26 protein-coding genes are annotated in these 22,134 nt (G+C 65.4%); 15 read left to right on the top strand and 11 right to left on the bottom strand.

Translation table 11 applies throughout. The features are described from left to right. Positions 1-72: 72 nt before the first annotated feature. The 3 genes from BIZ42_RS17115 to BIZ42_RS17120 all read right to left on the bottom strand — a co-directional run bounded on the left by BIZ42_RS17115 (position 73) and on the right by BIZ42_RS17120 (position 2,094). Positions 73-333, bottom strand: coding sequence for a hypothetical protein (locus BIZ42_RS17115; protein ID WP_156785771.1), 261 nt, complete (start codon positions 331-333; stop codon positions 73-75). Then, the gene (locus BIZ42_RS19610) at positions 330-962 is read right to left on the bottom strand and encodes a hypothetical protein (RefSeq protein WP_156785772.1); all 633 of its coding nucleotides are present in this window, start codon (positions 960-962) and stop codon (positions 330-332) included. The genes BIZ42_RS17115 and BIZ42_RS19610 overlap by 4 nt, the downstream gene beginning before the upstream one ends. A 109-nt stretch (positions 963-1,071) precedes the next feature. Further along, a complete protein-coding gene (locus BIZ42_RS17120; RefSeq protein ID WP_019183226.1) occupies positions 1,072-2,094 on the bottom strand; it encodes a LysR family transcriptional regulator in 1,023 nt (340 codons plus the stop codon). A 367-nt stretch (positions 2,095-2,461) separates the two neighbouring features. Between BIZ42_RS17120 and BIZ42_RS17125 the strand changes: the two genes are divergently transcribed. From BIZ42_RS17125 to BIZ42_RS17150, 6 genes are all read left to right on the top strand, one after another. Next, on the top strand, positions 2,462-3,235 hold the full coding sequence (locus BIZ42_RS17125) for an SDR family oxidoreductase (RefSeq protein ID WP_019183225.1): 774 nt from the start codon (positions 2,462-2,464) through the stop codon (positions 3,233-3,235). Positions 3,236-3,325: 90 nt separating this feature from the next. Further along, complete coding sequence (locus BIZ42_RS17130; protein WP_070427146.1) at positions 3,326-4,537, top strand: efflux RND transporter periplasmic adaptor subunit; 1,212 nt, start codon at positions 3,326-3,328, stop codon at positions 4,535-4,537. Between the two features lie 160 nt (positions 4,538-4,697). Further along, positions 4,698-7,868: a multidrug efflux RND transporter permease subunit gene (locus BIZ42_RS17135; protein ID WP_046272935.1), complete on the top strand. Its 3,171-nt coding sequence runs from the start codon at positions 4,698-4,700 to the stop codon at positions 7,866-7,868. Positions 7,869-7,893: 25 nt separating this feature from the next. Beyond that, entirely contained in the window at positions 7,894-8,631 is a 738-nt protein-coding gene (locus BIZ42_RS17140) for an SDR family oxidoreductase (protein ID WP_019183222.1), read from the top strand. Continuing rightward, positions 8,625-10,055 (top strand): efflux transporter outer membrane subunit, encoded by a 1,431-nt coding sequence (locus BIZ42_RS17145; protein ID WP_070427147.1) that lies wholly within the window; start codon positions 8,625-8,627, stop codon positions 10,053-10,055. Before BIZ42_RS17140 ends, BIZ42_RS17145 begins: the two co-directional genes overlap by 7 nt. Before the next feature lie 208 nt (positions 10,056-10,263). Then, the gene (locus BIZ42_RS17150; protein ID WP_019183220.1) at positions 10,264-10,485 is read left to right on the top strand and encodes a membrane protein; all 222 of its coding nucleotides are present in this window, start codon (positions 10,264-10,266) and stop codon (positions 10,483-10,485) included. Positions 10,486-10,567: 82 nt separating this feature from the next. Here BIZ42_RS17150 and BIZ42_RS17155 read toward each other — a convergent pair whose 3' ends face one another. The 3 genes from BIZ42_RS17155 to BIZ42_RS17165 form a co-directional block, all read right to left on the bottom strand. After that, positions 10,568-11,440 (bottom strand): endonuclease/exonuclease/phosphatase family protein, encoded by an 873-nt coding sequence (locus BIZ42_RS17155; protein ID WP_070427148.1) that lies wholly within the window; start codon positions 11,438-11,440, stop codon positions 10,568-10,570. A gap of 100 nt (positions 11,441-11,540) precedes the next feature. After that, positions 11,541-12,209, bottom strand: a complete 669-nt coding sequence (locus BIZ42_RS17160) for a hypothetical protein (RefSeq protein WP_070427149.1) — start codon at positions 12,207-12,209, stop codon at positions 11,541-11,543. A gap of 55 nt (positions 12,210-12,264) precedes the next feature. Next, the gene (locus BIZ42_RS17165; RefSeq protein ID WP_070427150.1) at positions 12,265-12,675 is read right to left on the bottom strand and encodes a g-type lysozyme inhibitor; all 411 of its coding nucleotides are present in this window, start codon (positions 12,673-12,675) and stop codon (positions 12,265-12,267) included. 272 nt (positions 12,676-12,947) lie between these two features. Between BIZ42_RS17165 and BIZ42_RS19715 the strand changes: the two genes are divergently transcribed. Both BIZ42_RS19715 and BIZ42_RS17170 read left to right on the top strand, forming a co-directional pair. Beyond that, on the top strand, positions 12,948-13,118 hold the full coding sequence (locus tag BIZ42_RS19715; protein WP_019183216.1) for a hypothetical protein: 171 nt from the start codon (positions 12,948-12,950) through the stop codon (positions 13,116-13,118). A gap of 129 nt (positions 13,119-13,247) precedes the next feature. Beyond that, on the top strand, positions 13,248-13,583 hold the full coding sequence (locus BIZ42_RS17170; RefSeq protein WP_037553151.1) for a hypothetical protein: 336 nt from the start codon (positions 13,248-13,250) through the stop codon (positions 13,581-13,583). 17 nt (positions 13,584-13,600) lie between these two features. Here BIZ42_RS17170 and BIZ42_RS19615 read toward each other — a convergent pair whose 3' ends face one another. Beyond that, positions 13,601-13,870 (bottom strand): hypothetical protein, encoded by a 270-nt coding sequence (locus tag BIZ42_RS19615; RefSeq protein ID WP_156785773.1) that lies wholly within the window; start codon positions 13,868-13,870, stop codon positions 13,601-13,603. Between the two features lie 209 nt (positions 13,871-14,079). Between BIZ42_RS19615 and BIZ42_RS17180 the strand changes: the two genes are divergently transcribed. The 4 genes from BIZ42_RS17180 to BIZ42_RS17195 all read left to right on the top strand — a co-directional run bounded on the left by BIZ42_RS17180 (position 14,080) and on the right by BIZ42_RS17195 (position 17,448). Beyond that, a complete protein-coding gene (locus BIZ42_RS17180; RefSeq protein ID WP_070427152.1) occupies positions 14,080-15,585 on the top strand; it encodes an MFS transporter in 1,506 nt (501 codons plus the stop codon). Positions 15,586-15,589: 4 nt separating this feature from the next. Beyond that, a complete protein-coding gene (locus BIZ42_RS17185; RefSeq protein ID WP_070427153.1) occupies positions 15,590-16,159 on the top strand; it encodes a TetR/AcrR family transcriptional regulator in 570 nt (189 codons plus the stop codon). 37 nt (positions 16,160-16,196) lie between these two features. After that, positions 16,197-16,508: a hypothetical protein gene (locus BIZ42_RS17190; protein WP_070427154.1), complete on the top strand. Its 312-nt coding sequence runs from the start codon at positions 16,197-16,199 to the stop codon at positions 16,506-16,508. A gap of 97 nt (positions 16,509-16,605) precedes the next feature. Beyond that, positions 16,606-17,448: an alpha/beta hydrolase-fold protein gene (locus BIZ42_RS17195; RefSeq protein WP_070427155.1), complete on the top strand. Its 843-nt coding sequence runs from the start codon at positions 16,606-16,608 to the stop codon at positions 17,446-17,448. 110 nt (positions 17,449-17,558) lie between these two features. Here the strand turns inward: BIZ42_RS17195 and BIZ42_RS19395 are convergent, their stop codons facing one another. The 3 genes from BIZ42_RS19395 to BIZ42_RS17205 all read right to left on the bottom strand — a co-directional run bounded on the left by BIZ42_RS19395 (position 17,559) and on the right by BIZ42_RS17205 (position 19,526). Beyond that, a complete protein-coding gene (locus tag BIZ42_RS19395; RefSeq protein WP_083279889.1) occupies positions 17,559-17,780 on the bottom strand; it encodes an AlpA family phage regulatory protein in 222 nt (73 codons plus the stop codon). Between the two features lie 289 nt (positions 17,781-18,069). Further along, positions 18,070-18,936 (bottom strand): hypothetical protein, encoded by an 867-nt coding sequence (locus BIZ42_RS19620; protein ID WP_156785774.1) that lies wholly within the window; start codon positions 18,934-18,936, stop codon positions 18,070-18,072. Between the two features lie 80 nt (positions 18,937-19,016). Continuing rightward, on the bottom strand, positions 19,017-19,526 hold the full coding sequence (locus tag BIZ42_RS17205) for a hypothetical protein (protein ID WP_156785775.1): 510 nt from the start codon (positions 19,524-19,526) through the stop codon (positions 19,017-19,019). On the opposite strand from BIZ42_RS17205, the gene BIZ42_RS17210 reads away from it, so the two are divergent. The 3 genes from BIZ42_RS17210 to BIZ42_RS19625 all read left to right on the top strand — a co-directional run bounded on the left by BIZ42_RS17210 (position 19,525) and on the right by BIZ42_RS19625 (position 21,529). After that, positions 19,525-20,010, top strand: a complete 486-nt coding sequence (locus tag BIZ42_RS17210) for a hypothetical protein (RefSeq protein WP_156785776.1) — start codon at positions 19,525-19,527, stop codon at positions 20,008-20,010. The two genes, BIZ42_RS17205 and BIZ42_RS17210, sit on opposite strands and share 2 nt — an antisense overlap. Positions 20,011-20,288: 278 nt before the next feature. Then, a complete protein-coding gene (locus tag BIZ42_RS17215) occupies positions 20,289-20,513 on the top strand; it encodes a hypothetical protein (RefSeq protein ID WP_070427159.1) in 225 nt (74 codons plus the stop codon). Positions 20,514-20,635: 122 nt separating this feature from the next. Continuing rightward, entirely contained in the window at positions 20,636-21,529 is an 894-nt protein-coding gene (locus BIZ42_RS19625; RefSeq protein ID WP_156785777.1) for a hypothetical protein, read from the top strand. Positions 21,530-21,825: 296 nt separating this feature from the next. Here the strand turns inward: BIZ42_RS19625 and BIZ42_RS19900 are convergent, their stop codons facing one another. After that, a complete protein-coding gene (locus BIZ42_RS19900) occupies positions 21,826-22,131 on the bottom strand; it encodes a hypothetical protein (protein ID WP_172838059.1) in 306 nt (101 codons plus the stop codon). Positions 22,132-22,134 lie beyond the last annotated feature (3 nt).

Raw genomic sequence — 22,134 nt, forward strand, 5'->3', positions numbered from 1 at the left:
GCCGTTGCCTGGCTGATCATCGCAACCGCGCCACCCGGTGCCGGTCACCGGACACCTGAGTGCGGCATCGCCCTAAACGGGCTTGGAACGTTTTCGCGGGCTGATCGCGCCGGCCATCACTCCGTTGTACTTCGACAGCACATCCTCACCCGCCTTTCGGCAGGCCTGGGCCAGTATCGCCTTATCCGCATCGAACACGGCCTCAAGCTCGACCTTGGTCAACGTCTCGCCAGATTTCGCGCCAATGCCGCCTGACAGGTGGCGCCTGACCTTGGCGACGTCCACAGGGGATGCGGCTCGCTTGCCCGGCTTCAATTGAGTGGAGCGTTTCATTGTTGGCCCCCTGAGCGGGTCGGTTCTGCCGAAAGTCTACTACTGCCATCTACAGCGACTGTCAAATCCTGGCCACCCACCGTGATGTCCTGGACAAGTCGACAGAGCACGCCTTTGCGATGGACATGCCGGGTGAAGCCCAGCCTTTCGTAGTACGCCACCAACTCCGGTACCGGACGATTCAGTGCGATTTCGCCACACCGCAGCTGGGTGGCAAGTGCAAGCAGATAGGCGGTCGCAATACGACCGGCTTCGCCTTGCAGGTCGTGTGATGCGGGGTTGGACTGAAGATAGCGGATGCTCGCCACCATCCGCCCCTTGCTGACTCGACCGACGGCCAGAGTGCACAGCACTTCTGCATCGCGTATCGCAAGATCCACTCTGCATGCGTGATTTCTGAAGCGTCTCCAGAGTTCCTGCCAGTCCCAAGGGACATATGGGCGCCGGCGCCTGGTCGCGCAGGGGGCCTCAGCCCAGCGTCGGGCCTGGGCGACCGCATCAGTGTCGATGTCGGACAGTTGTAGATGCGGATAAAGAGCCTTCAGTTCGTTGACGACAACGCGACAGGCTTCGTTCCGGAGCCGGAGGTGTCGCGTTTCCGCGAGCTTGCGAGCAGGTATCTTGTCCAACGTCCGTTTCCATCTGACGATGGAACGAGATTGCAATCCTCCCTTTTTACTCGACAAGAGCGCTAAGCGACGGCGTGGCGTCGGTAGCCGGCCCGGCGTACCGTCAGAATCACCCCGCGGTCACCGTCTCCAGGATGCGCTTCCCGGTCGCCTGCAGCTCGGTTTCCACCTGGGTCTGCTGCTGCTTGGCCAGCTTGGCCGCCGGGCACTGCGCGAGCATGTAGTTCGCATCGAAGTTCATCTTCTCCACCAGGAAATCGACGAACGCGCGGACCTTCGGCGACACCAGCCGGCCGCCGGCGAACACCGCGTTGAAGTCCACTTCCGGCCCGGTCCAGCCGGCCAGTACGCGGCGCACCATGCCCGATTCGACGAACGGCTTGGCCATCACGTCACCGGTCAGCAGCAGGCCTTCGCCGCATACCAAGGCACCATTCAAGGCGGACGGGTCGTTGGCCACCAGCAGCGGGTTGACCGGGAAATCCAGCAGTTCGCCGCCGTTCTCGCCCAGCTGCCAGAAGAACCGGTTGTTGTTGAGGTTGCGCGCCTTGCGCATCGCCAGGATGCGGTGGAACTGCAGCTCATCCGGATGCAGCGGCTCGCCGTAGCGTTCGATATATGCCGGGCTGGCAAACACCTGCGTACGCAGACTGCCAAGCTTGCGCGCCACCAGGTTGGAGTCGGGCAGGGTGCCCACGCGCAGCGCCAGGTCCGCTTCACCGGCGATCAGATCCAGCTTTTCGTTGCCCAGGTGCATGTCCAGCTGGATTTCCGGGTACTGCGCATGGAACTGACCCAGCAGCGGCGCGATCCAGGTGATGCCGATCGAATAGGGCACGGTGAAGCGCAGCCAGCCACGCGGGCCGGACTGCAGCTGGTTGACCGCGCCTTCGGCTTCCTCCAGCTCGCGCGCGATGCGCTGGCAATGCTCGTGATAGACCGAGCCGGCTTCGGTGAGGCCGAGGCGGCGGGTGGTCCGGTGCAGCAGGCGCGCACCGAGGCGCGTTTCCAGTTCCTGCACTTTGCGGCTGACCGTGGTCTTGGGTAGCCCCAGTGCCGTGGCGGCGGCGATGAAACTGCCTTGTTCGACCACTTTGACGAAGATCAGCGTGTCGTTGAGATCGTGGGCCATGACGGGATCCAAAGTCGGGGGAGGGGAAGAGTGCCGCAAATGATTGTGCCGGGCACGGGATGATTATTCCCCTAAATCCGGACTAATCAAGGGGGAGTTTGAAGACTAATCTGGCGCCATTCCAGATATGAAGGACGTCAACCATGTGGTTGCGGAACATTCTTGGCCGCCTGCGTAGCGGCCCCAGCGCCCCGCTGGACCTCGCGATGACCGTTGAAGCTCGCCCGGGATCCCTCTCCCGCAAGGCTTTCCGCGAATTCACTCCGCCTGCCAACATGCAGCGTGGCGGCAGCATCCGCCTGGGCGCCCGCGGTGGCGATCGACTGGGCCGAATTGGGATTATCCCGGCGACGGGAGTGAAAGTCCCATGAATGGGACATTGGCCCCCGAGGTGCTGGTGCTCGGTGGCACCGGCAGCGTGGGCCAGGGCATCGTGGCGGCCTTGCTGGAGGCCGGCAGCCCCGTGCTGGTGGTCGGCCGCGATCCCGGCCGGCTGGCGGCGCTGCAGGAGCAGTTCGCCGACGAGCCGGGCCTGGAGGTCCTGCTTGGCTCGTTGGGCGATGACGGCTCGGCGCGCACCGTGGCCGAGCGCATCGGCGGGCGCCCGCGCGCGCTGGCCGCGGTGGTGGATGCGATGGGCGGCCCGTACAACCGCGGGCGGGTGACCGACCGCAGCGGCGACGCGTTGCTGCAGGCGCTGCAGGCCGACGTGATGCCGCACGTGCACGCCGGCCGGCATCTGCTGCCGCTGCTGCGCGGCGGCGCGCAGGCGCGGCGCTACGTGCTGGTGGGCGGCCCGGCCGGCTTCAAGCCGTGGGCCGGGCATGGCGAGTCCTCCATCACCATGTCGGCCACGCGCATGTACGCGCAGGTGCTGCACCAGGAAGCCCAGGCCCTGGGCGTGCGTGCGCAGATGCTGGAAGTGTGCGATCCGGTGTGTACCCCGGCCAATGCGGCCAAGGCCTGCATCGAGTGGCCGAGCGCGCTGCTGGTCGGCCGCCGTGTTGTCTCGCTGCTCGACAACTGCACCGACAACCGCGCCATCGTCCGCTGCGATGCGCGCGATGCCGAACTGCCGCGCGGACTGCTGCACCTCGACCGCCCTCCACCGATGTCGCGCAACACGGCCGGCACGGCTTGACCTCTACCAAGGTTCAGGTTCCAGGCTACGCCCCCACGTCGCCCCACGTTTTCGATTCTGTATCACCACCCCTACGTACGGATGCATGTCATGACTTCCAACTCCTCCCCGCAACGTTTCACCCGACGGCTGGCCATGGCCGGCGTTTCGATCCTTGCCGCCGCGGTGCTGACCGCCTGCAGTGGCAGCCATGCTGAAGAAGCCGGCATGCCGCCGCCGCCGTCGGTCAGTGCCGCGCCGGTGCTGGTCAAGCAGGTCAGCCAGTGGGACGACTTCAGTGGCCGCGTCGAAGCGGTTGAAAGCGTTGAGCTGCGTCCGCGCGTCTCCGGCTACATCGACAAGGTGAACTATGTCGAAGGCCAGGAGGTCAAGAAGGGCGATGTGCTGTTCACCATCGACGCACGCAGCTACCGCGCCGAGCTGGACCGCGCCACCGCCGAGCTCAACCGCGCGCGCACCCAGGCCCAGGTGAGCCGCAGCGAAGCCGACCGCGCCCGTCGTCTGTCCGACCAGCAGGCCATCTCCACCGAGACCTGGGAACAGCGTCGTGCCGTTTCCGAGCAGGCGCTGGCGCAGGTGCAGGCCGCGCAGGCGGCGGTGGATGCGGCGCGCTTGAACATGGAGTTCACCCAGGTACGCGCCCCCATCAACGGTCGCGCCGGGCGCGCGATGGTGACCGCCGGCAACCTGGTTACCGCCGGCGACAGCGCCAGCGTGCTGACCACGCTGGTCTCGCTGGACAAGGTGCACGTCTACTTCGATGCCGATGAAGGCACCTTCCTGCGTTACGCGCAGATGGCCCGCAAGGGCGAACGCCCGAGCGAGCGCGACAGCGAACTGCCGGTGAAGGTGGGCCTGTCCGGTGAGAATGGTTTCCCGCATGAAGGCAAGGTCGACTTCCTGGACAACCAGGTGACCCGCAGCACCGGCACCATCCGGGTCCGCGCGCTGCTGGACAACGCCGACCGCGCGTTCACTCCGGGCCTGTTCGCCCGCGTGCAGCTGCTGGGCAGTGGCCAGTTCCAGGCCATGCTGATCGATGAAAAGGCCGTGCTGACAGACCAGGACCGCAAGTTCGTCTACGTGGTCGACAAGGACAACAAGGCACAGCGCCGCGATATCGAACTTGGCCGCAATGCCGACGGCCTGCGCATCGTCGAGCAGGGCCTGAAGGCCGGTGACCGCGTGATCGTCGATGGCGTGCAGAAAGTCTTCATGCCCGGCATGCCGGTCCAGGCCAAGGCCGTTGCGATGCAGCCGGTTGCCGCGCCGGTAGCCGCGCCGGCTGTTGCAAAGAATTGAAGGGCAGCCGACTGACCGTCGGTTCTACATAGCAGCCGACCAACGGTCGGCTCTACCGTGACTGCCATCGCCCCGTGCAGGGGAACCCGCCACCGCTGTCGCCTGCGACAGCGGCCGGGGTCGTGCACGCCGGCGCTGGTGAAACCCCAGGAATCCACCCATGGACTTTTCCCGTTTTTTCATTGACAGGCCGATCTTCGCGGCGGTGCTGTCGATCGTGATCTTCGCCGCTGGCCTGATCGCGATCCCGATGCTGCCGATCAGCGAGTACCCCGAAGTGGTACCGCCTTCGGTGGTGGTGCGTACGGTGTACCCGGGCGCCAACCCGAAGGTGATCGCTGAAACCGTGGCCACGCCACTGGAAGAAGCGATCAACGGCGTGGAGGACATGATGTACATCAAGTCCGTCGCCGGCTCCGACGGCGTGCTGCAGATGACCGTGACCTTCCGCCCGGGTACCGATCCGGACGAGGCCGCGGTCAAGGTGCAGAACCGCGTCGCCCAGGCGCAGGCGCGCCTGCCCGAAGACGTGCGCCGCCAGGGTGTCTCCACCCAGAAGCAGTCGCCGACCTTCCTGATGGTGGTCCACCTGACCTCGCCGGACGGCAAGTACGATTCGCTGTACCTGCGCAACTACGCCCGCCTGCACGTCAAGGATGCCCTGGCACGCCTGCAGGGCGTGGGCGATGCGCAGATGTTCGGCGGCGGCGACTACGCCATGCGTGCGTGGCTGGACCCGGACAAGATCGCCGCGCGCGGCCTGACCGCCAGCGATGTGGTGCGTGCGATGCGCGAGCAGAACGTGCAGGTCTCGGCCGGCCAGCTCGGCGCCGAGCCGATGCCCAGCAGCGACTTCCTGACCCTGATCAATGCGCAGGGCCGCCTGCGTACCGAACAGGAATTCCGCGATATCGTGCTCAAGGCCGGTGACGACGGTGAAGTGGTGCGCCTGTCCGATGTCGCCCGCCTGGAACTGGGCGCCGGTGACTACACGCTGCGCTCGCAGCTGGACGGCAAGAACGCGGTCGGTATTGGTATCTTCCAGGCCCCCGGCGCGAACGCGCTGGAGATCCGCGACTCGGTCATCCACACCATGGATGAATTGACCAGGCAGTTCCCGCCGGGCGTGAAGTACGAAGCGGTGTATGACACCACCATCTTCGTGCGCGATTCGGTCAAGGCCGTGGTCTCCACGCTGCTCGAGGCGATCGCGCTGGTGGTGCTGGTGGTGATCCTGTTCCTGCAGACCTGGCGTGCCTCGATCATTCCGCTGATCGCCGTGCCGGTGTCGATCGTGGGTACCTTCGCGGCGCTGTACGTACTCGGCTTCTCGATCAACACCCTGACCTTGTTCGGGCTGGTGCTGGCGATCGGCATCGTGGTCGATGACGCGATCGTGGTCGTGGAAAACGTCGAACGCAACATCGAAGAAGGCCTGACTCCGCTGGCCGCGGCCCACCAGGCAATGCGCGAAGTGTCCGGCCCGATCGTGGCGATCGCGCTGGTGCTGTGTGCCGTGTTCGTGCCGATGGCGTTCCTGTCCGGCGTGACCGGTGCGTTCTACAAGCAGTTCGCCGTCACCATCGCGATTTCGACCGTGATCTCGGCGATCAACTCGCTGACCTTGTCGCCGGCCCTGGCCGCACGCCTGCTCAAGCCGCACGGCGCGCCGAAGGATGGCCTGACCCGCCTGATCGACCGTCTGTTCGGCTGGATCTTCCGTCCGTTCAACCGCTTCTTCAAGACCAGTTCGGAGAAGTACCACGGTTCGGTTGGCCGCCTGCTGGGCCGTCGTGGCCTGGTGTTCGTGGTCTACGCCGGCCTGCTGCTGGCCACCGGCCTGATGTTCAAGGCGGTGCCGGCCGGCTTCATCCCGACCCAGGACAAGCTGTACCTGATTGCCGGCGTGAAGCTGCCGGAAGGCTCCTCGATCGCACGTACCGACGCCATGCTGGCCAAGGTCGCCGAGATCGCGCGCAATACCGATGGCGTGGCGCACACGATCCAGTTCCCGGGTCTGAACGCGCTGCAGTTCACCAACACGCCCAACACCGGTGTCGCGTTCGTTCCGCTCAAGCCGTTCAGTGAGCGCAAGGGCCGCACCGCCGCGCAGATCAATGCCGAGATCAACGCCAAGATCGCCGGGCTGCAGGAGGGCTTTGCGTTCTCCATGATGCCGCCGCCGATCCTCGGCCTGGGCAACGGCAACGGCTACCAGATGTTCATCCAGGACCGCGGCAATCTCGGCTATGGCGCACTGCAGACGGCGGTGAGCACGATGCAGGGTGCGGTCGCGCAGACGCCGGGCATGGCGTTCCCGATCACCAGCTACCAGGCCAACGTGCCGCAGCTGGATGCCGAAGTAGACCGCGTCAAGGCCAAGGCCCAGGGCGTGGAGCTGACCGAATTGTTCGACACGCTGCAGACCTACCTGGGCTCGGCGTACGTGAACGACTTCAACCAGTTCGGTCGTACCTGGCAGGTGATCGCCCAGGCCGACGGCCAGTTCCGTGACAGCGTGGAAGACATCGGTCGCCTGCGTACCCGCAACAACCGTGGCGAGATGGTGCCGATCGGCTCGATGGTCACCGTGAAGCAGACCTACGGCCCGGACCCGGTGCTGCGCTTCAACGGTTACCCGGCGGCCGATCTGGCCGGTGAAGCCGACCCGCGCATGCTGTCCTCGGCCGAGGCCATGACCAAGCTGACCGAAATCGCCGGCAAGGTGCTCCCGGTCGGCATGCAGACCGAATGGACCGACCTAAGCTACCAGCAGGCCACCCAGGGCAAGGCCGCCTTCATCGTGTTCCCGGTGGCGATCCTGCTGGCCTTCCTGGTGCTGGCCGCGCTGTATGAAAGCTGGTCGTTGCCACTGGCGGTGATCCTGATTGTCCCCATGACCCTGCTGTCGGCGTTGTTCGGCGTATGGATGACCGGTGGCGACAACAACGTGTTCGTGCAGGTCGGCCTGGTGGTGCTGATGGGCCTGGCCTGCAAGAACGCCATCCTGATCGTCGAGTTCGCCCGCGAACTGGAAATGGGCGGCAAGGGCATCGTGGAGGCTGCACTGGAAGCGTGCCGCCTGCGTCTGCGGCCGATCGTGATGACCTCCATCGCGTTCATCGCCGGCACCATCCCGCTGGTGATCTCGCATGGCGCCGGTGCGGAAGTCCGCTCGGTCACCGGTATCACGGTGTTCGCCGGCATGCTGGGCGTCACCCTGTTCGGCCTGTTCCTGACCCCGGTGTTCTACGTGGCCCTGCGCAAGTTCGTCAGCCGTAACGGCGGCGGGCAGCTGGTGACCCACGGCGAACCGACCATCCACCACTGATTCCTTCCCCCGCGAGGTTTTTCTCATGAATACCGCTACCCAAAAGATCGCCCTGGTCACCGGTGCCACCCGCGGCATCGGCCTGGAAACCGTCCGTCAGCTGGCCCAGGCCGGCGTGCATACGCTGCTGGCCGGCCGCAAGCGCGACGTCGCCGTGGCCGAGGCGCTGAAGCTGCAGGCCGAGGGCCTGCCGGTCGAAGCGATCCAGCTCGACGTGGGCGATGCCGCCAGCATCGCCGCCGCCGTGCAGACCGTGACCGAACGTCACGGCCGCCTGGACATCCTGGTCAACAACGCCGGCATCCTGCTCGACGACCCAACGCTGGCGCCGTCGGCGCAGACCCTGCAGACCTGGCGCGATACCTTCGACACCAACGTGTTCGCCGTGATTGCCGTTACCCAGGCCTTCCTGCCGCTGCTCAACGCCTCGCCGGCCGGCCGCATCGTCAACGTCTCCAGCATCCTGGGCTCGCTGACCCTGCACAGCCAGCCGGGCTCGCCGATCTACGGCTTCGCGGTGCCCGCCTACAATGCCTCCAAGAGTGCGGTGAATGCGTGGACCGTACAGCTCGCCTACGAGCTGCGCGACAGCACCACCAAGGTCAATACCGTGCATCCGGGCTACGTCAAAACCGACATGAACGGCGGTGAGGGCGAGATCGAAATAAGCGAAGGTGCACGCTCCAGCGTCGGTATGGCGCTGATCGATGCCGATGGCCCCAACGGCAGCTTCACCTACCTCGGCGAGGTGCTGCCATGGTGATCCGCCTGTTGACCGTGGCCGTGACCAGCGCGCTGCTGGCCGGCTGCGTCAGCGTCGGCCCCAACTACCAGGCGCCACCGGCCGAGCCGGTGACCCTGCAGGGCGCCGCCGCGCCGGTGTTCACCAGCACCTCGCCGGTGGCGAGCTGGTGGGCCCAGTTCGACGATCCGGTGCTGGAGCAGCTGGTGCATGAAGCGCTGGGCGCCAACCTGGACCTGCGCATCGCGATGTCGCGGGTGCGCGAGGCCCGCGCGGTGTTCGTCGAGCAGCGCCTGGACCAGTTGCCGCACGTCACCAGTGGCGGCAGCTATGACCGCCGCAAGCAGCCCGATGCCACGGTGGGTGGCGAGCGCGTCTTCAGCGAGACCTACCAGCTCGGCTTCGATGCCGGCTGGGAGCTGGATCTGTTCGGTCGCCAGCGCCGTGCCGCCGAAGCGGCGCGCGCGGACCTGGGCGCCGAGCAGGACAACCTCGCCGACGCGCAGGTCACCGTCGCCGCCGAAGTAGCCCGCAACTACTTCGAGCTGCGCGGTACCCAGAAGCGCATCGCGGTGGCCAAGCGCACCCTGGTCAATCTGCGCGACACCCAGAAGCTCACCGAGACCCGCTGGGAACTGGGCGCCGGCAGCGAGCTGGACGTGCAGAGCAGCCGTGCGCGCCTGAAGGCGATCGAGGCCGACATCCCGCTGCTGGAAGTGGCCGAAGTGCAGTCGCGTCATCGCCTGGCCGTCCTGCTGGGCCAGCGTCCGGATGCACTGGACAGTCTGCTGCAGCCGCGCGAGATGCGGCCGTACGCCAAGGCGTTGCCGTTGGGCGACACCACCGATCTGCTGCGTCAGCGCGCCGATGTGCGCGTGGCCGAGCGTCGGCTGGCGGCGGCCACCGCGCGCGTTGGCGTGGCCACCGCGGACCTGTTCCCGCGGATCAGCCTGAGTGGGTTCGTCGGCTTCCTGTCCGGTGATGCCAGCGGGTTGGTCAACGGCAACAACAAGGCGTGGTCGGTGACCCCGTCGATCAGCTGGGCTGCCTTCGATTTCGGCACGGTCAAAGCCCGTCTGCGCGCCAGCAAGGCGCAGGCCGATGGTGCCGCCGCGGAGTATGAGAAGGCGGTGCTGCTGGCGCTGGAAGACACCGAGAACGCGTTGACGCGGTACGCCAAGCAGCAGGCCCGCCTGGCGATCGTCGCCGAGCAGGCCCAGGCGGCGGGTCGCGCAGAGGAACTGGCGCAGATCCGCTTCCGCGAGGGGTCGGAAGACTTCCTGACCCTGCTCGATGCGCAACGCACCCAGCTGGCCGCGGACGATGCACTGGCCGAGGCCGAATCCACGGTCAACGTAAGCGTGGTGGGGGTGTACAAGGCCTTGGGTGGCTGGGGCCAGCAACAGGATGCAGCCAACACCCCGGTGGCGGTGACGCAGCGCTGACCGGCCACAGGTCACAGGGGCGGCGAAGGCGCCGTCCCTGCAAGAATGGCAACAGCCGTCACATCCGCTGCGCAGGGCGTCGCGGTTGACGGCTTTGCCTCTGCACGGTGCCGATGCACGATGCTACAAGCGTGGGTTGTTCTCTGGAGTGGCCCGCATGCAACCCAATCAGTGGCGTCCTGTCCGTCCGCGTGTGCAGGAGCCGGGCATGGGATCCGGCGCGGGGCTTTCGCGCGGCGTCATCGCGCTGCTGGTCGCCGCGATCATCGTGGTCGCCATCGGATTCGCCCGTTTGACCGAAGGCCTGTTCGAGATCGGCCTGATCGCCACCGGTGTGTTCATCGCCATCGGCGCGCGGATCTGCCAGGCACGCGAGCAGCATCAGGCGCTTTACCAGCTGCTGCAGCAGATCGATGAGCGGCAGCCGTAATCGGCGGGGTGAAAGCGCAGGGCCGCAGTGCGGCCATACGCAAGCCGATGGACGGTGCGGTGACCGCCCATCGCGCGTCTGCTTACCGGCCCGTCGGCGGCGATGCGGGGAACCGCAGCTCGGCCTGGACCGGGTAGTGGTCCGAAGGCAGCACGCCACCGGGTTTCTGGTCCAGCGTGCTGAAACGGTCCACGCTGAAACCGCGTACCAGGATCCAGTCCAGTTCCACCGTCGGTTTGCCGGTGAAATCGTGGAAGGTCAGGCGCGGGCCTTCGACCTTGCCGGCGAGTTCGCGGGCATCGCCCAATGCGGCAGTGAAGGCCTTGTAGGTGTCGCTGCCGGGCTCACTGTTGAAATCGCCGGTGATCACGACCGGGATGTCCTTGGGCAGCGTTGCCAGCCGCGAGACGATCAGCTTCGCACCGAGCACGCGGCGCGGCTCATCTTCCTCGCGGTAGGGCAGGTGGGTGTTGAACAGATAGAAGCGTTGGCCATCGGCCTGACGCTGGAACAGCGCCCAGGTCACCATGCGCGGGAACAGGTTGCCCCAGGTGATGCTGCCCGGCACATCCGGTGTATCGGAGAGCCAGAAGTCGCCTGATTCGAGCACCTTCAGGCGCGCGCTGTCGTACAGCACGCCCATGTGTTCGTCGGCGTTGCCGCCGCGGCGGTCCCTGCCGAACAGGGTGTAGCCGGGCAGGTGCGCGACCAGGTACTCGCCCTGTTTCCGCACCAGCTCCTGGGTGCCGATCACCTCGGGTTTCTGTTCGCGGATCAGCGTGACCATCGCATCGCGGCGGTCTTCCCAGCGCTTGCCGGGGTCGGTATCGGCCGGCGTGCGCACGTTGAACGACATGACCTTCAACGCGTCCGGTGCCTGCGCCCAGGCGCTGCCCAGCGGGGCGGCGAACATCATCAGGGCCAGCAGCGCGGGCCGGTGGAAACGAAACAGCATGTGGAATCCCTCCATTCCATGAAAACGTTCCCAAAGGGTCGCATGGAAGGGCGGGGAAAGGATATGCGCGACATGGCGGTTGGGCGGGGCGCCGGTCGGATCAATTCGACAGCAGGATCACCCCGATCGTGAGGTTGATGAGCGATCCCAGCAGCAGCACCCATACCGTGGAGAGGATCGTGTTCAACCAGGAGCGTTGAAGCGCGACCTTCAGCCAGCCGGCCTGGACCACCGCATACCACAGCGCGGCGATCACCCCCACCGCAGTGCCGAGCACGGTCGACAGCTCGCCGGGCAGCCGTACGAACACCATGCTGGTGGACAACGTCACCGCGAACGGGGCGGTCAGGTAGCACTGCATGAAAAACGGTCGGCGCAGCGACTCCCGGGTCATCGGCACATGCTTGCGCCGCAGCAGGTGCGTGGTGGTCACCAGCGGCCAGATGGCGAAGGTGATCGAGCGGTACAGCAGCAGGCTTTCCTCGTTGCCGAAAATCGAACGCGACAGCGCACCGGTGCCGACCACCTGCTGGTGCAGCATCAGCTCCACCCCGTGAGCGACCAGCACCGACAGCATCAGGAACATCGGCGGGCTGATCGCATCGTCGAACTGGCGCTCCAGCTTTTCCTTCAGCTCGGTATCCACGTACTGGGCCATCCGCCGCGGATGCACCACCACGCGGTACAGCGTGCGCGGGAAGAACAGAAACCAGGTGCACAGCTCGTAGAGAAACTCTTCCAGCGACCGCAGCAGTTTGAGGAAGTCCATCCCGGGCCCTTTGCGTGGACGAAACCGACACCCCCGAGGATACCCGGGGCTGGCCTCAGCGGATGGCGACGGTCAGGCTGTGCGGTGCCTTCTCACCCCGGCGCGCCTGCGCACGCATCTGGTAGACCTGCACCACATAGGTGCCGGTGGACGGCAGGGTGCCGCTCCAGCGCCGGGTCTCGTCGTTGCTGCCCAGGGCCTCGCCCTGGCCGGGCGTTACGCCGGGCGCGAACACATTGAAATTGGCATTGGGGCTGCCGTCGATCGTGACCGCCATGGTCTGGCCGGCGCGCGCGGCGATCATGTAGCGGACGGTGTCATAACCGGACAACGTCCCACGCAGGGTGGCGCTGCTGGCGCCCTTGGTGAAGTGCACGGGGGTGGTGGTGACCTTGTCCGCCGCGGTGGCCAGCATCGGCGTCAGGGCGAGCAGGGCGGTCAACAGCAGCGAGCGGAGCGGCGTCATGGCACATCCTCGGTGGGGGCCCGGCAAGGGCCTTTCGTCGCGAGCATGAGCGCGCGCCCATCAAGGGACTGTCGATGCGCTGCAGATCGCCGCTACCGGGCAGTGAACGCACCGTGCTCTCTCGGTATCGCTTTCCAATACGTTCTGAATTGTTTACGCAGGTGCCCGGCGCGTGCAGGGCGCGCCGCCCGCCACGCACACATGGGTAACGCGGGCAGGCCTAGCGTGGTTTCACCGGCACCACTTCGATGCCGAACACCGGAGATACGGCAATGGCCAACACCCCGAACCCGCAGCAGGGTCAGAACGATCCGCAGCGCAACACCCCGCAGCAGGGCCAGCAGGATCAGCAGGATCAGCGCGACCGTGACGCCCAGAAGCAGCAGCAACAGCAGGATCAGCAGGGCCAGCGCTCGGGCCAGCAAAGCGACCAGGAAGAATAAGGCCAGGCATGACGCACCGGGGGCCCGGCCGATCTGGCCGGGCCTTTGTGCGTCATGGGCAATCACAACGCTTCAGCCATCGCCAGTCGCCGTCGGGCACCGCAGCGGGTTACCGGCTACCATGCCCGCATGAGCATTCCTCTTCCCGACAGCAGCGTGCCACGCCTGCTGGGTTTCGACGTCCCGACCCTGCAGACCATCGTCGACCATGGTGCGGACGAGGCGATCGTGGCGATGCTGGATGTCGCCCCCGATGCCCACTGGTTGAAGCTGTTCGACGAACGCGTCGCCGCGCTCAAGGGCGAGCTCGGCCTGGCCGGGGTCGAACTGGACGGCACCTCGATCCTGTTCTTCGGCTCCATCGCCGACAGCCGCCGCCTGGCGACGGCCGTGTCGGCCCTGATCAATGCGATCAACATGGAAGTGGCCGGGCGCAACGCGCCTTTCCAGCCGACCGCACCGTAACCCAGCCGGCACGGCGCTCAGGAATCGATCCGGGAGGCACGCAGCCGCAGGACCTCGCTCCGTCCCGGCTCGGCAACGCCATGGGGCGACGGGCAGGTGCCGCGTATTTCGGTGACCCACATCACCATCATGCCGACGATGCGGGTGGCATCGCCCGGCCACTGCGCTACCAGCCGGTCGTGGATACCGTCGTACACCGCCCATCGCTCGGCCGCCGACCGGCCGCGCGTCCAGCACTGCTCCAACTCGGCGTGTGCCTGCCGAAATGCCTCTTTCTGTCCGTCCATAGCGATCCCCGACACCTTGCATACCGGGCAGGCGTACCTGCGCGGGTGAGCCTCCCTGCCATGTGACCAACGCCAATCGCCACGCAGACCGGCCACGCCCGCGATTGCGCACGGCACCGCCTGCCGCAGGCTGAACCCGTCGGCGTGGGGCGCCATAACCAAACAGGACGTCCTGTATAGTTACTGCCCGCCCGAAACGTTCGCTCCCCATGACCCCCACCAAGACCCAGCGCTGGAGCCTGTTGCTCACCGTGGCCGCCGGCCTGCTGCTGATCACGCTCGACAACTCGGTGCTCTACACCGCCTTGCCCACCCTGACCGCCGAACTCGGCGCCACGTCGCTGCAGGGGCTGTGGATCATCAACGCCTATCCGCTGGTCATGGCCGGCCTGCTGCTCGGCGCGGGCACCCTCGGCGACCGGCTGGGGCACCGCCGTATGTTCCTGATCGGCCTGGTGATCTTCGGCATCGCCTCGCTGCTGGCTGCGTTCGCGCCGGACGCCAACCTGCTCATCGGCGCCCGCGCGCTGCTCGCGGTGGGTGCCGCGGCAATGATGCCGGCCACGCTGGCGCTGATCAGCCTGACCTTTGCAGATGAGCGCGAGCGCAATCTGGCGATCGCGGTCTGGGGCTGCATTTCCATCATTGGCAGCGCGATCGGCCCGATCGTCGGCGGCGTGCTGCTGGCCCATTTCTGGTGGGGTTCGGTGTTCCTGATCAACGTGCCGATCGTGCTGCTGGCGATGGTTGGCGCCGTGCTGTTCGCGCCGCACGGCACGCCCGATGCGAGCAAGCCGTGGGACCTGATTTCCTCGCTGCTGAGTCTGGTCGCGCTGTCCGGCCTGGTGGTGGCGATCAAGGAAATCGCGCATGCGCCGCCGAACGGGCCGCTGGCCGCGGGCGCGGCGCTGGTCTTCGTCGTGGGTCTGGTGCTGTTCCTGCGTCGCCAGCGTCGCCTGCCGTATCCCATGCTTGATGTGGCGATCTTCCGCAATGCGCCGTTCCTGGCCGGTGTGCTCTCGGCGGCCTTCGCGATGTTCGCCATCGCCGGCCTGCAGCTGCTGACCACCCAGCGCTTCCAGCTGGTCGCCGATTACACGCCGCTGCAGGCCGGTCTGCTGGTGTCGGTGGTCGCGCTCGGCTGCCTGCCCAGCGCGATCTTCGGCGGCGCGTTCCTGCACCGCGTCGGGCTGTTGCCGCTCATCACCGGTGGGCTCGGCGTGGGTACCGCCGGCGTGCTGCTGGTCGCGGTGACCTTCGGTAGCGACCTGGGCTGGACCATTACCGGGTTGCTGCTCACCGGGCTGGGCATGGGCGCGACCATTTCGGTCGCTTCCACCGCCATCATCGGCAACGTGCCGCCGCACCGCGCCGGCATGGCGTCCTCGGTGGAGGAGGTGTCCTACGAGTTCGGCAGCCTGTTCGCGGTCTCGCTGCTGGGCAGCCTGATTGCCGCGCTGTACTCGGCAACCGTGTCGCTTCCGGACGGCGTGGACGCCGCTGCGGGTGAGAGCATCCAGCAGGCGTTCGCCCTGGCCGCGCAGCCCGGTGCCGATGCAGGGTGGCTCGGCGCTGCCGCCAGCGCCTACGACGCCAGCTATGTTTGGGTACTGTATGTGATCGCCGCCGTGCTCCTGGTCGGCACCGTCGTCACCGGCATTCTGCTGCGCCGTCACGGCCCCGGCAGCGCCACCACTGTTTCCCAGGCCCACTGACTCCATGCGCCCGAGCAACCGAACCAACATCCTTGATGCCGCCGTCCGCGTGATCGAACGCGACGGCATCACCGCGCTCACCTTCGAGGCGGTCGCCACCGAATCCGGCATCGCCAGGGGAGGGCTGCTGTACCACTTCCCCTCGCGCGACGCGCTGCTCCAGGGCATCCATCAGCACCTGGCCGGCGTGTGGGAAGCGAGCTTGATCGAGGTGGCCGGCAAGCCGGCCGAGGCCGCCGATGCCACCGAGCGCTACCAGGCCTACGCACTGACCTGTGTGCAGACCGCTACGCGCGCCGAACTCCAGCTGATGTTCGACGCGGCGGCGACGGATGAGAACGTGCAGCCCTGGGCGACCGTGGCCGAGCGCTGGTCGCCGCCGACCCCGCAGGACCTGAGCGACCCGGCCGCGCTGGACCTGTTCATCGCCAAGCTCGCCGCCGACGGCATGTGGGTGTTCGAAGCACTGTCGCGCTCGCGCCTGCCGCCGGAGGTAGGGCAGGCCATCGCCGACCGGCTGGCGCAGATGATTGCCGCCGCTTCAAACACAGCGCGATTTCCGTCATGCGGGTAACCTTGGCGGTTCACTTCTTGAATGACGGGTCCGCCTGATGGATTACCAGCTTGTGATCAAGTTCTGGCGCAAGTCGCTGGAGGATGAGGCATTCCTGGCCACGCTGGAGGCCGACCTGACCGCCGCGCTCGGCAAGGCCGCGACGCTGGACGGCTATGACGTCAGCGCGAAAGAGATCAACCTTTTCATGTTCACTGCGGATCCGCGCCCGACGTTCCGGAAGACCAAGGATGTGCTGGAGGCGATGGGGGTGCTGCATAGTGTGTCCGCCGCGTACCGGCTGGTGGGTGGCGCGCAGTTCACCTCGGTGTGGCCGCTGCGGATGGCGCGAAAATTTACCTTGCCGTGAGGCACGCGTATCGATCCGGGCGATTCAGCCACGCCAGTCGAAACGATTCCGGCGGTGCGGCGGTTATGCTCGCTGCCTGCCCTTGATGGATCCCGCCATGCGCCTGTTCGTGCTGTCCCTGTTGCTGCTTACCGGGTCCGTTGCACCCTCGCTGGCCGCCGAGCCGGCCCAGTCCGCACCCAGCTCGCCGCTGGTCATCGGTGAAACGTTCACCGTGCACTCCACGGCGCTGGGTGAGACCCGACGCATCAACGTGTACCGCCCGCAGCCCTGGGGATTGGACCCGAAGGCGCCGCTCCCGGTCATCTACATGCCCGACGGCGGTATCGCCGAGGATTTCCTGCACGTGGCGGGGCTGGTGCAGGTGCTGTCCGGCAACGGCAGCATCCGGCCGTTCCTGCTGGTCGGCATCGAGAACACCGGGCGTCGCCGTGACATGACCGGCCCCAGCAGCGACCCAGAAGACCGGAAGATCGCCCCGCGCGTCGGCGGTTCAGCTGCGTACCGGGAGTTCCTGCGCGACGAACTGATGCCGGAAGTGCGCCAGCGCTATGCGACCACCGACGAGCGGGCGCTTATCGGAGAATCGCTGGCCGGTCTGTTCGTGGTCGAAACGCTGTTGCAGGAACCCACTCTGTTCAACAGCTACATCGCGCTCGACCCCAGCCTGTGGTGGAACCGGGGGCAGTTGCTGGCCGATGCACCGAAGCAACTGGCGGCTGTCCGCCAAGCGCAGCCGCGGGTGTTCCTGGCCAGCAGTGGGCAGCCGCAACTGGCGGCCAGCACGCTGCAGTTCTCGGCACTGTTGCAGCAGGCCTCGCCCTCGCTGCTGGTGAAATACCAGCCGATGCCGGACGAGACCCACGCCACGATCTATCACCCGGCGGCCCTGCAGGCGTTGCGTACGATGTTTCCGGCGCCAGTGCCTGCCTCGCCCTGAGCATTGACGGGGCGGCAGGCAACAAAAAAGCCGGAACCCCTTGTTTGACGGGAGGTTCCGGCTTTCTGTGGTCCTTATGGGACCGTCTAATGGTGGAGGTGGGCTCTACCTTACTCGTGCGACCGAGCCTTCCGCGGCAAGGGGCGGCGCGCCGGAAGTGGGGTCTGTACCCCCAGCCGTACCCCAGTTTCGTTGCCATGATCCCGCTCCGAAACACGCCCCGAAATCCAGGCCTCGACCTCCGATTCCACCCACCTAACCGAGCTCCCCAAGGTGACCGGTTTCGGGAAGGATCCGACCGAAATGCGCGAATAGAGGGTCGATTTCGACACGCCGACCCCGGTCCTGGACCTCCCCTCTGCGGAGCAGGCGGCGCGGGGTGAGCTGCTGCACGTTGCTGGTCATCCTGTCTCCTTCGCCGCGGTGCGCGGCTGATTCGTTCCAGGGGGGCGAGTACGGCGGTCGGCGGACCGAGCGGCGGTCATTGCCTTCGCCTCGGCCATGTCGCCGGCGGCGAGGTGGTGCAGGGCCAAGCCTCGGGCTTCCCATGCGCGGACGGTCGCGGTGCCTGCCAACTGCAAGGTCGACCCCGCTCATGCTGGCCAGATCGTGCCCGGTGAGCTAGATGGCGTAGAAGAAGGTTGGCTGCAGCCCGTCACCCATGGCGTAGCTCCGTGACAGAATGTTGCCAACTGGATGAGAGGGTGGGAGATGGACTTCTTGGAGACGCTGTTCGGATGCTGGTGGGTAAGCCAACATTGCAATCCCATTTGGGATGCCTGGGCCGCAGGAGCCGGATTTGCCGCCGTCGTCACGACGGGCACCCTCGGGTTCGTCACCTTCCGGCTTGGCAAGTCTGCAAATCAAGCAACTGCCGTGGCAGTTGATATAGCCACTCGTGAGCACGCGCGCCAGACGACTCGTGATGAGACAGAGCGACTTCTCGTGCTCGTTCAGATTACTGGGGAAGTTGCCGGCAATCGCACTCTCATCGACGCTCTGGTCGAGCACATGACCGCGCCTCTTAGCCAGATACATTTTATGAGATCGAAGCCCTATCGAGACGACGTCTTCGATAGTCTGGATAGACTTACCTTCCCGCTCACCCAGACTGTAATGGAGCGAGTTCACTATTTGGATCGGAAAACTGGAGCCTGTCTGGTTCGCGGCTTTGGCATGTGCCAGATGCTGCAGGAGGCTTGCAGGAAGAGAGGAGAGAACGAAAGCGAAGAGGCACTCGGTGAGGCTCATTGGTTCATCGTAGATACGCTGCCTTTGATCTCCAGGGACTTGGCTTTCGTGCAGCGCCAGTGCGAGCGAGCCGCACACGAAGTCGGGCTTGCTGACTCCGAGGTCGCGAAGGCGGCCCTCCTGCACGGCGGGCCCCCATGACAAGTGTTTAACGCTGCGTTCGACTTGGTCGAAGAGGAAGCCCTCGGCGCCTTCTTCAATGGCATCACGGCTTGGATTGGCGAGCAATACGGCCACGTGATGCTCGACGAGGTGCGCTCGGAGTTCTGGCTGATGGTCAATGGTCAGCAGCGGTGGAGAGCAGCATGATCGCACCGTTACTGGCGAAGTTGGCAGGCCACTTCGTTCGCAAGGTCAATCAGTTCTGGGAACTGTTTGCGAGAGAAATCCAAGAACTCTTTACTGAGTTTAGGTGTCGAGTTAATCGCTTTGAACGCACCTTCCATGGTCGTGTGAGATGCGATCAGCCTGTTGACTTGCTCGCCTAGGTCTCCCAGCAAATACAAGTCGGGCCGGAACTGATCGAACTCAGTTGGCCGCCGCGGGCCGTCTTCCGGAACTTGCTTTCGGGCGACGAGATCTTTCTCAAGGAAATGAAATGCCGCCACCAGACTGCCTTTGTACTGGCGAGCGGCAGCTTCGAGGGCGATCCGCATTAACTTGATCTTGTCCTGGCGGAGCCGCTTTTCGTCGTTAATAAGGTGCTGGCGCTGGCGCCAAGGTACATAAACCGCGACGGCAATGCCCACGACGCTGCCCACCGCTTGCACCCATGCAGCCCAATCAGTTCCTGTTGCGGCATCGGCGCAATTATAGATGCAATCCATGTTTATCCCCGAGTTCGGACGAATCAAATCATCACGGTGCGGGTACCGAAGTGCAATAGGCTTCCAAGGAGGGGAGTCTGTAACGCGTCGAGCGATCAAGGCCCCGACCAAAGCAGAACAGACGTATCAACGCCCCGCCCGCGGGCTCGGTTGCGTGGTCTGCCGCTGGCGGCACGCCGCCGGCCTGCAGCGCGGTATCAGTTGCGGCCCGGTCCGTATCCACCACTGGAATATCGGCGAACTGCACGGCCAGAAGCAGATCGGCCAGCACGCCGTGGTCGCCATGGGCGACCACCAAGGCATCCCGCTGCCCGGTAAGAACGAGCGGGCCATGTACGCCCTGTTCGGGCCCAGCTTCCAGGAGCAGGCGCGCGAGTTCCGCATGTGGACCCTCGACGCGCTGCCCGGTCGCGGCACTGAGGCATGGCAGGCCTGCCAGGATCAACTACTCCAGCAGTCAGCACCGAGGGACGCAGCAGCATGAACGACGAGAAGCGATACGCCACTGCCCACGAACAGGGACGGACAGCACGCCGCGTGGGAAGCCGCGCAGCGCCAACCCGTACTAGGGCAGAACCAAGCTGGTACGCGACCTCCACGAGCAGCACGATCTAGGCTGGCTGGCGCAGGACAGTGAGAACGCCGCCGCGCGCCGGAGGGCCCGATGAGCATCCATCTGATCCTTCCATATCCCATCAGCGCAAATCGCTATTGGGCGACGCGCGTGGCCGCCGCACCGTCTCTGCTGGATGGCCTGGCTGCATGACCCACAGCGAGGCGATCAGCAATCTGTGGCTGCGCAAACGATGCCGCCTGCAGCTGCGTCTGCATGGTCGGTGCTGGGCCTGCCAGTTCCGGCAGCGGGGCGCTGAGGGCTACCACTGCAAGGGCTTCACCGCGCGGCAAGGCAGCTGCGACACCGACGGGCGCCTGCCCCTGTTCCGATTCGACGCTGCTGTACTAGAGGGACTGCGCGATGCGCAATGACGATCCGCTGGTCGCTGAGCAGTACGGCGGGTCGCTGTCCTTACGGCAGTATCGATACGAGCGTGGGAAAGCCATAGACTGGTGCCGAGGCCGCATAGCGGCATAAGGAGCGGGGGCGAAGGATGTTTGGGTGGATCAGGGGGCTGTTTGGTTCTTCTCGTACGAATGCACGTGACCCAATGAGGGTAGCGAGCCCGACCCGCGAGCAGTGGCGAAAGTTTCGGGATTTGATTCTTGAGCCGTGGACATTAATTCTCGTTGTGGTGTCAGTGGCGTTGTTTGCCATCGGGCAGAGTGGGTTATCGGGTAGCGTAAACGCGGTGGTGCAGATTCTTCTTGCGACTGCCAGTGGCGTTCTTGGCGCCAGGGTGACAAATCTTATTGCCGAATCATCGGGACAAGGTGTGCTATCGGCTCGAGGAAAGGTTGCAGTTAGAGGCCTAAAGCTGATGCTTGTTCAGACTGCGGCCTTTGAGCAAAGGCTTAGAAAGTTCCTTGCCAATCGCGCGCATATTTGTACAAATCCGGAAGTTACGGAGCGCAACTATGAGGAGGCGATTGAGTTCTGCAAGCGGATTCAAGAGGAGGCCACCAGCGCCATGGAGACTTGGGGCGACATCGTTCCGACCGCTGATTTCAGTACTCTGATTGGTCGGATTACCGAAGCGGATGAGCTCCGCGAAGCAGCTGTTGCGGAGTTAAGGGAAGCGCAAGTTAAGCTTGAGCAGGCTGCCGAGGGTGCAGCCGAAAGACAGCGACTACAGGACCAAGTAAAGATTCTAACCACTCAAGTTGAGCTCGCTGATCGACGAGTCTCAGTGCTGCAGAAGAGGCTAACGAGACAAGGCGTCGGCGCGAGCGGGCGGCCGCCAACCTATGAAGAATGGAAGCTTGAGAAGGAAAGAAAAGTGCGCGAGGCTCAAACCAAAACAGAAGTGCAAAGGGCACTTGATGAGGTATCGGCAAGGTTGCGGCAACTGAATTCCGCGGTTGGCGAGCCGCCACGCGACGATTGACAGTGACGTCGTAAGTGGTCTGATTCTGCAACTGTCAAGAATTGTCCCTGAAGCCCCGGCCCTGCGCTGGGGCTTCTGCGTTCAGGGGCCCCAACACCGATTGACCACCGTGCGACCAGGCCCGCCATCCTCGCCGTGAGGCGACAGGGGCCGGCACATCCATTCCTGGGCGGAAACTGGGCTGGGTCCATGACCCCGGCCAATGTGCCTATCCGGCGGTGGTAATCGGCCTTCTACGCCCGCGGCCCCCCGGACCAACCATGTCACTTCGCACCAGCCGGTAGAGGGGCGGGCACCTATTGCAGCGTGAAGAAGAGGCATCTCGCCGAGCTCATAACCCGGAGGTCGCCCGTTCGAATCTGGCCGCTGCTACCAACCACGGAGACACCATGGTGAGCACTGAAACAGTCGCGGCCGCCACCGGCGCGGCGGGCACCGATGTATGGGAACACGTCCTTCTCGAACCAGGCGATCACCTTCTTGCCATAGGCCGGCACCCAGGGGCGGCCAACCAGCCACTCCCGGGTGATGACCTCGAAGCTCTCGCCGTCCGCCGCGGCACGGGAGGCGGTCGCGGCCTTGCGGTGTTCGCTCCGGTCCACGCC

Source organism: Stenotrophomonas sp. LM091 (assembly GCF_001806305.1).
Lineage (GTDB): Bacteria > Pseudomonadota > Gammaproteobacteria > Xanthomonadales > Xanthomonadaceae > Stenotrophomonas > Stenotrophomonas bentonitica_A.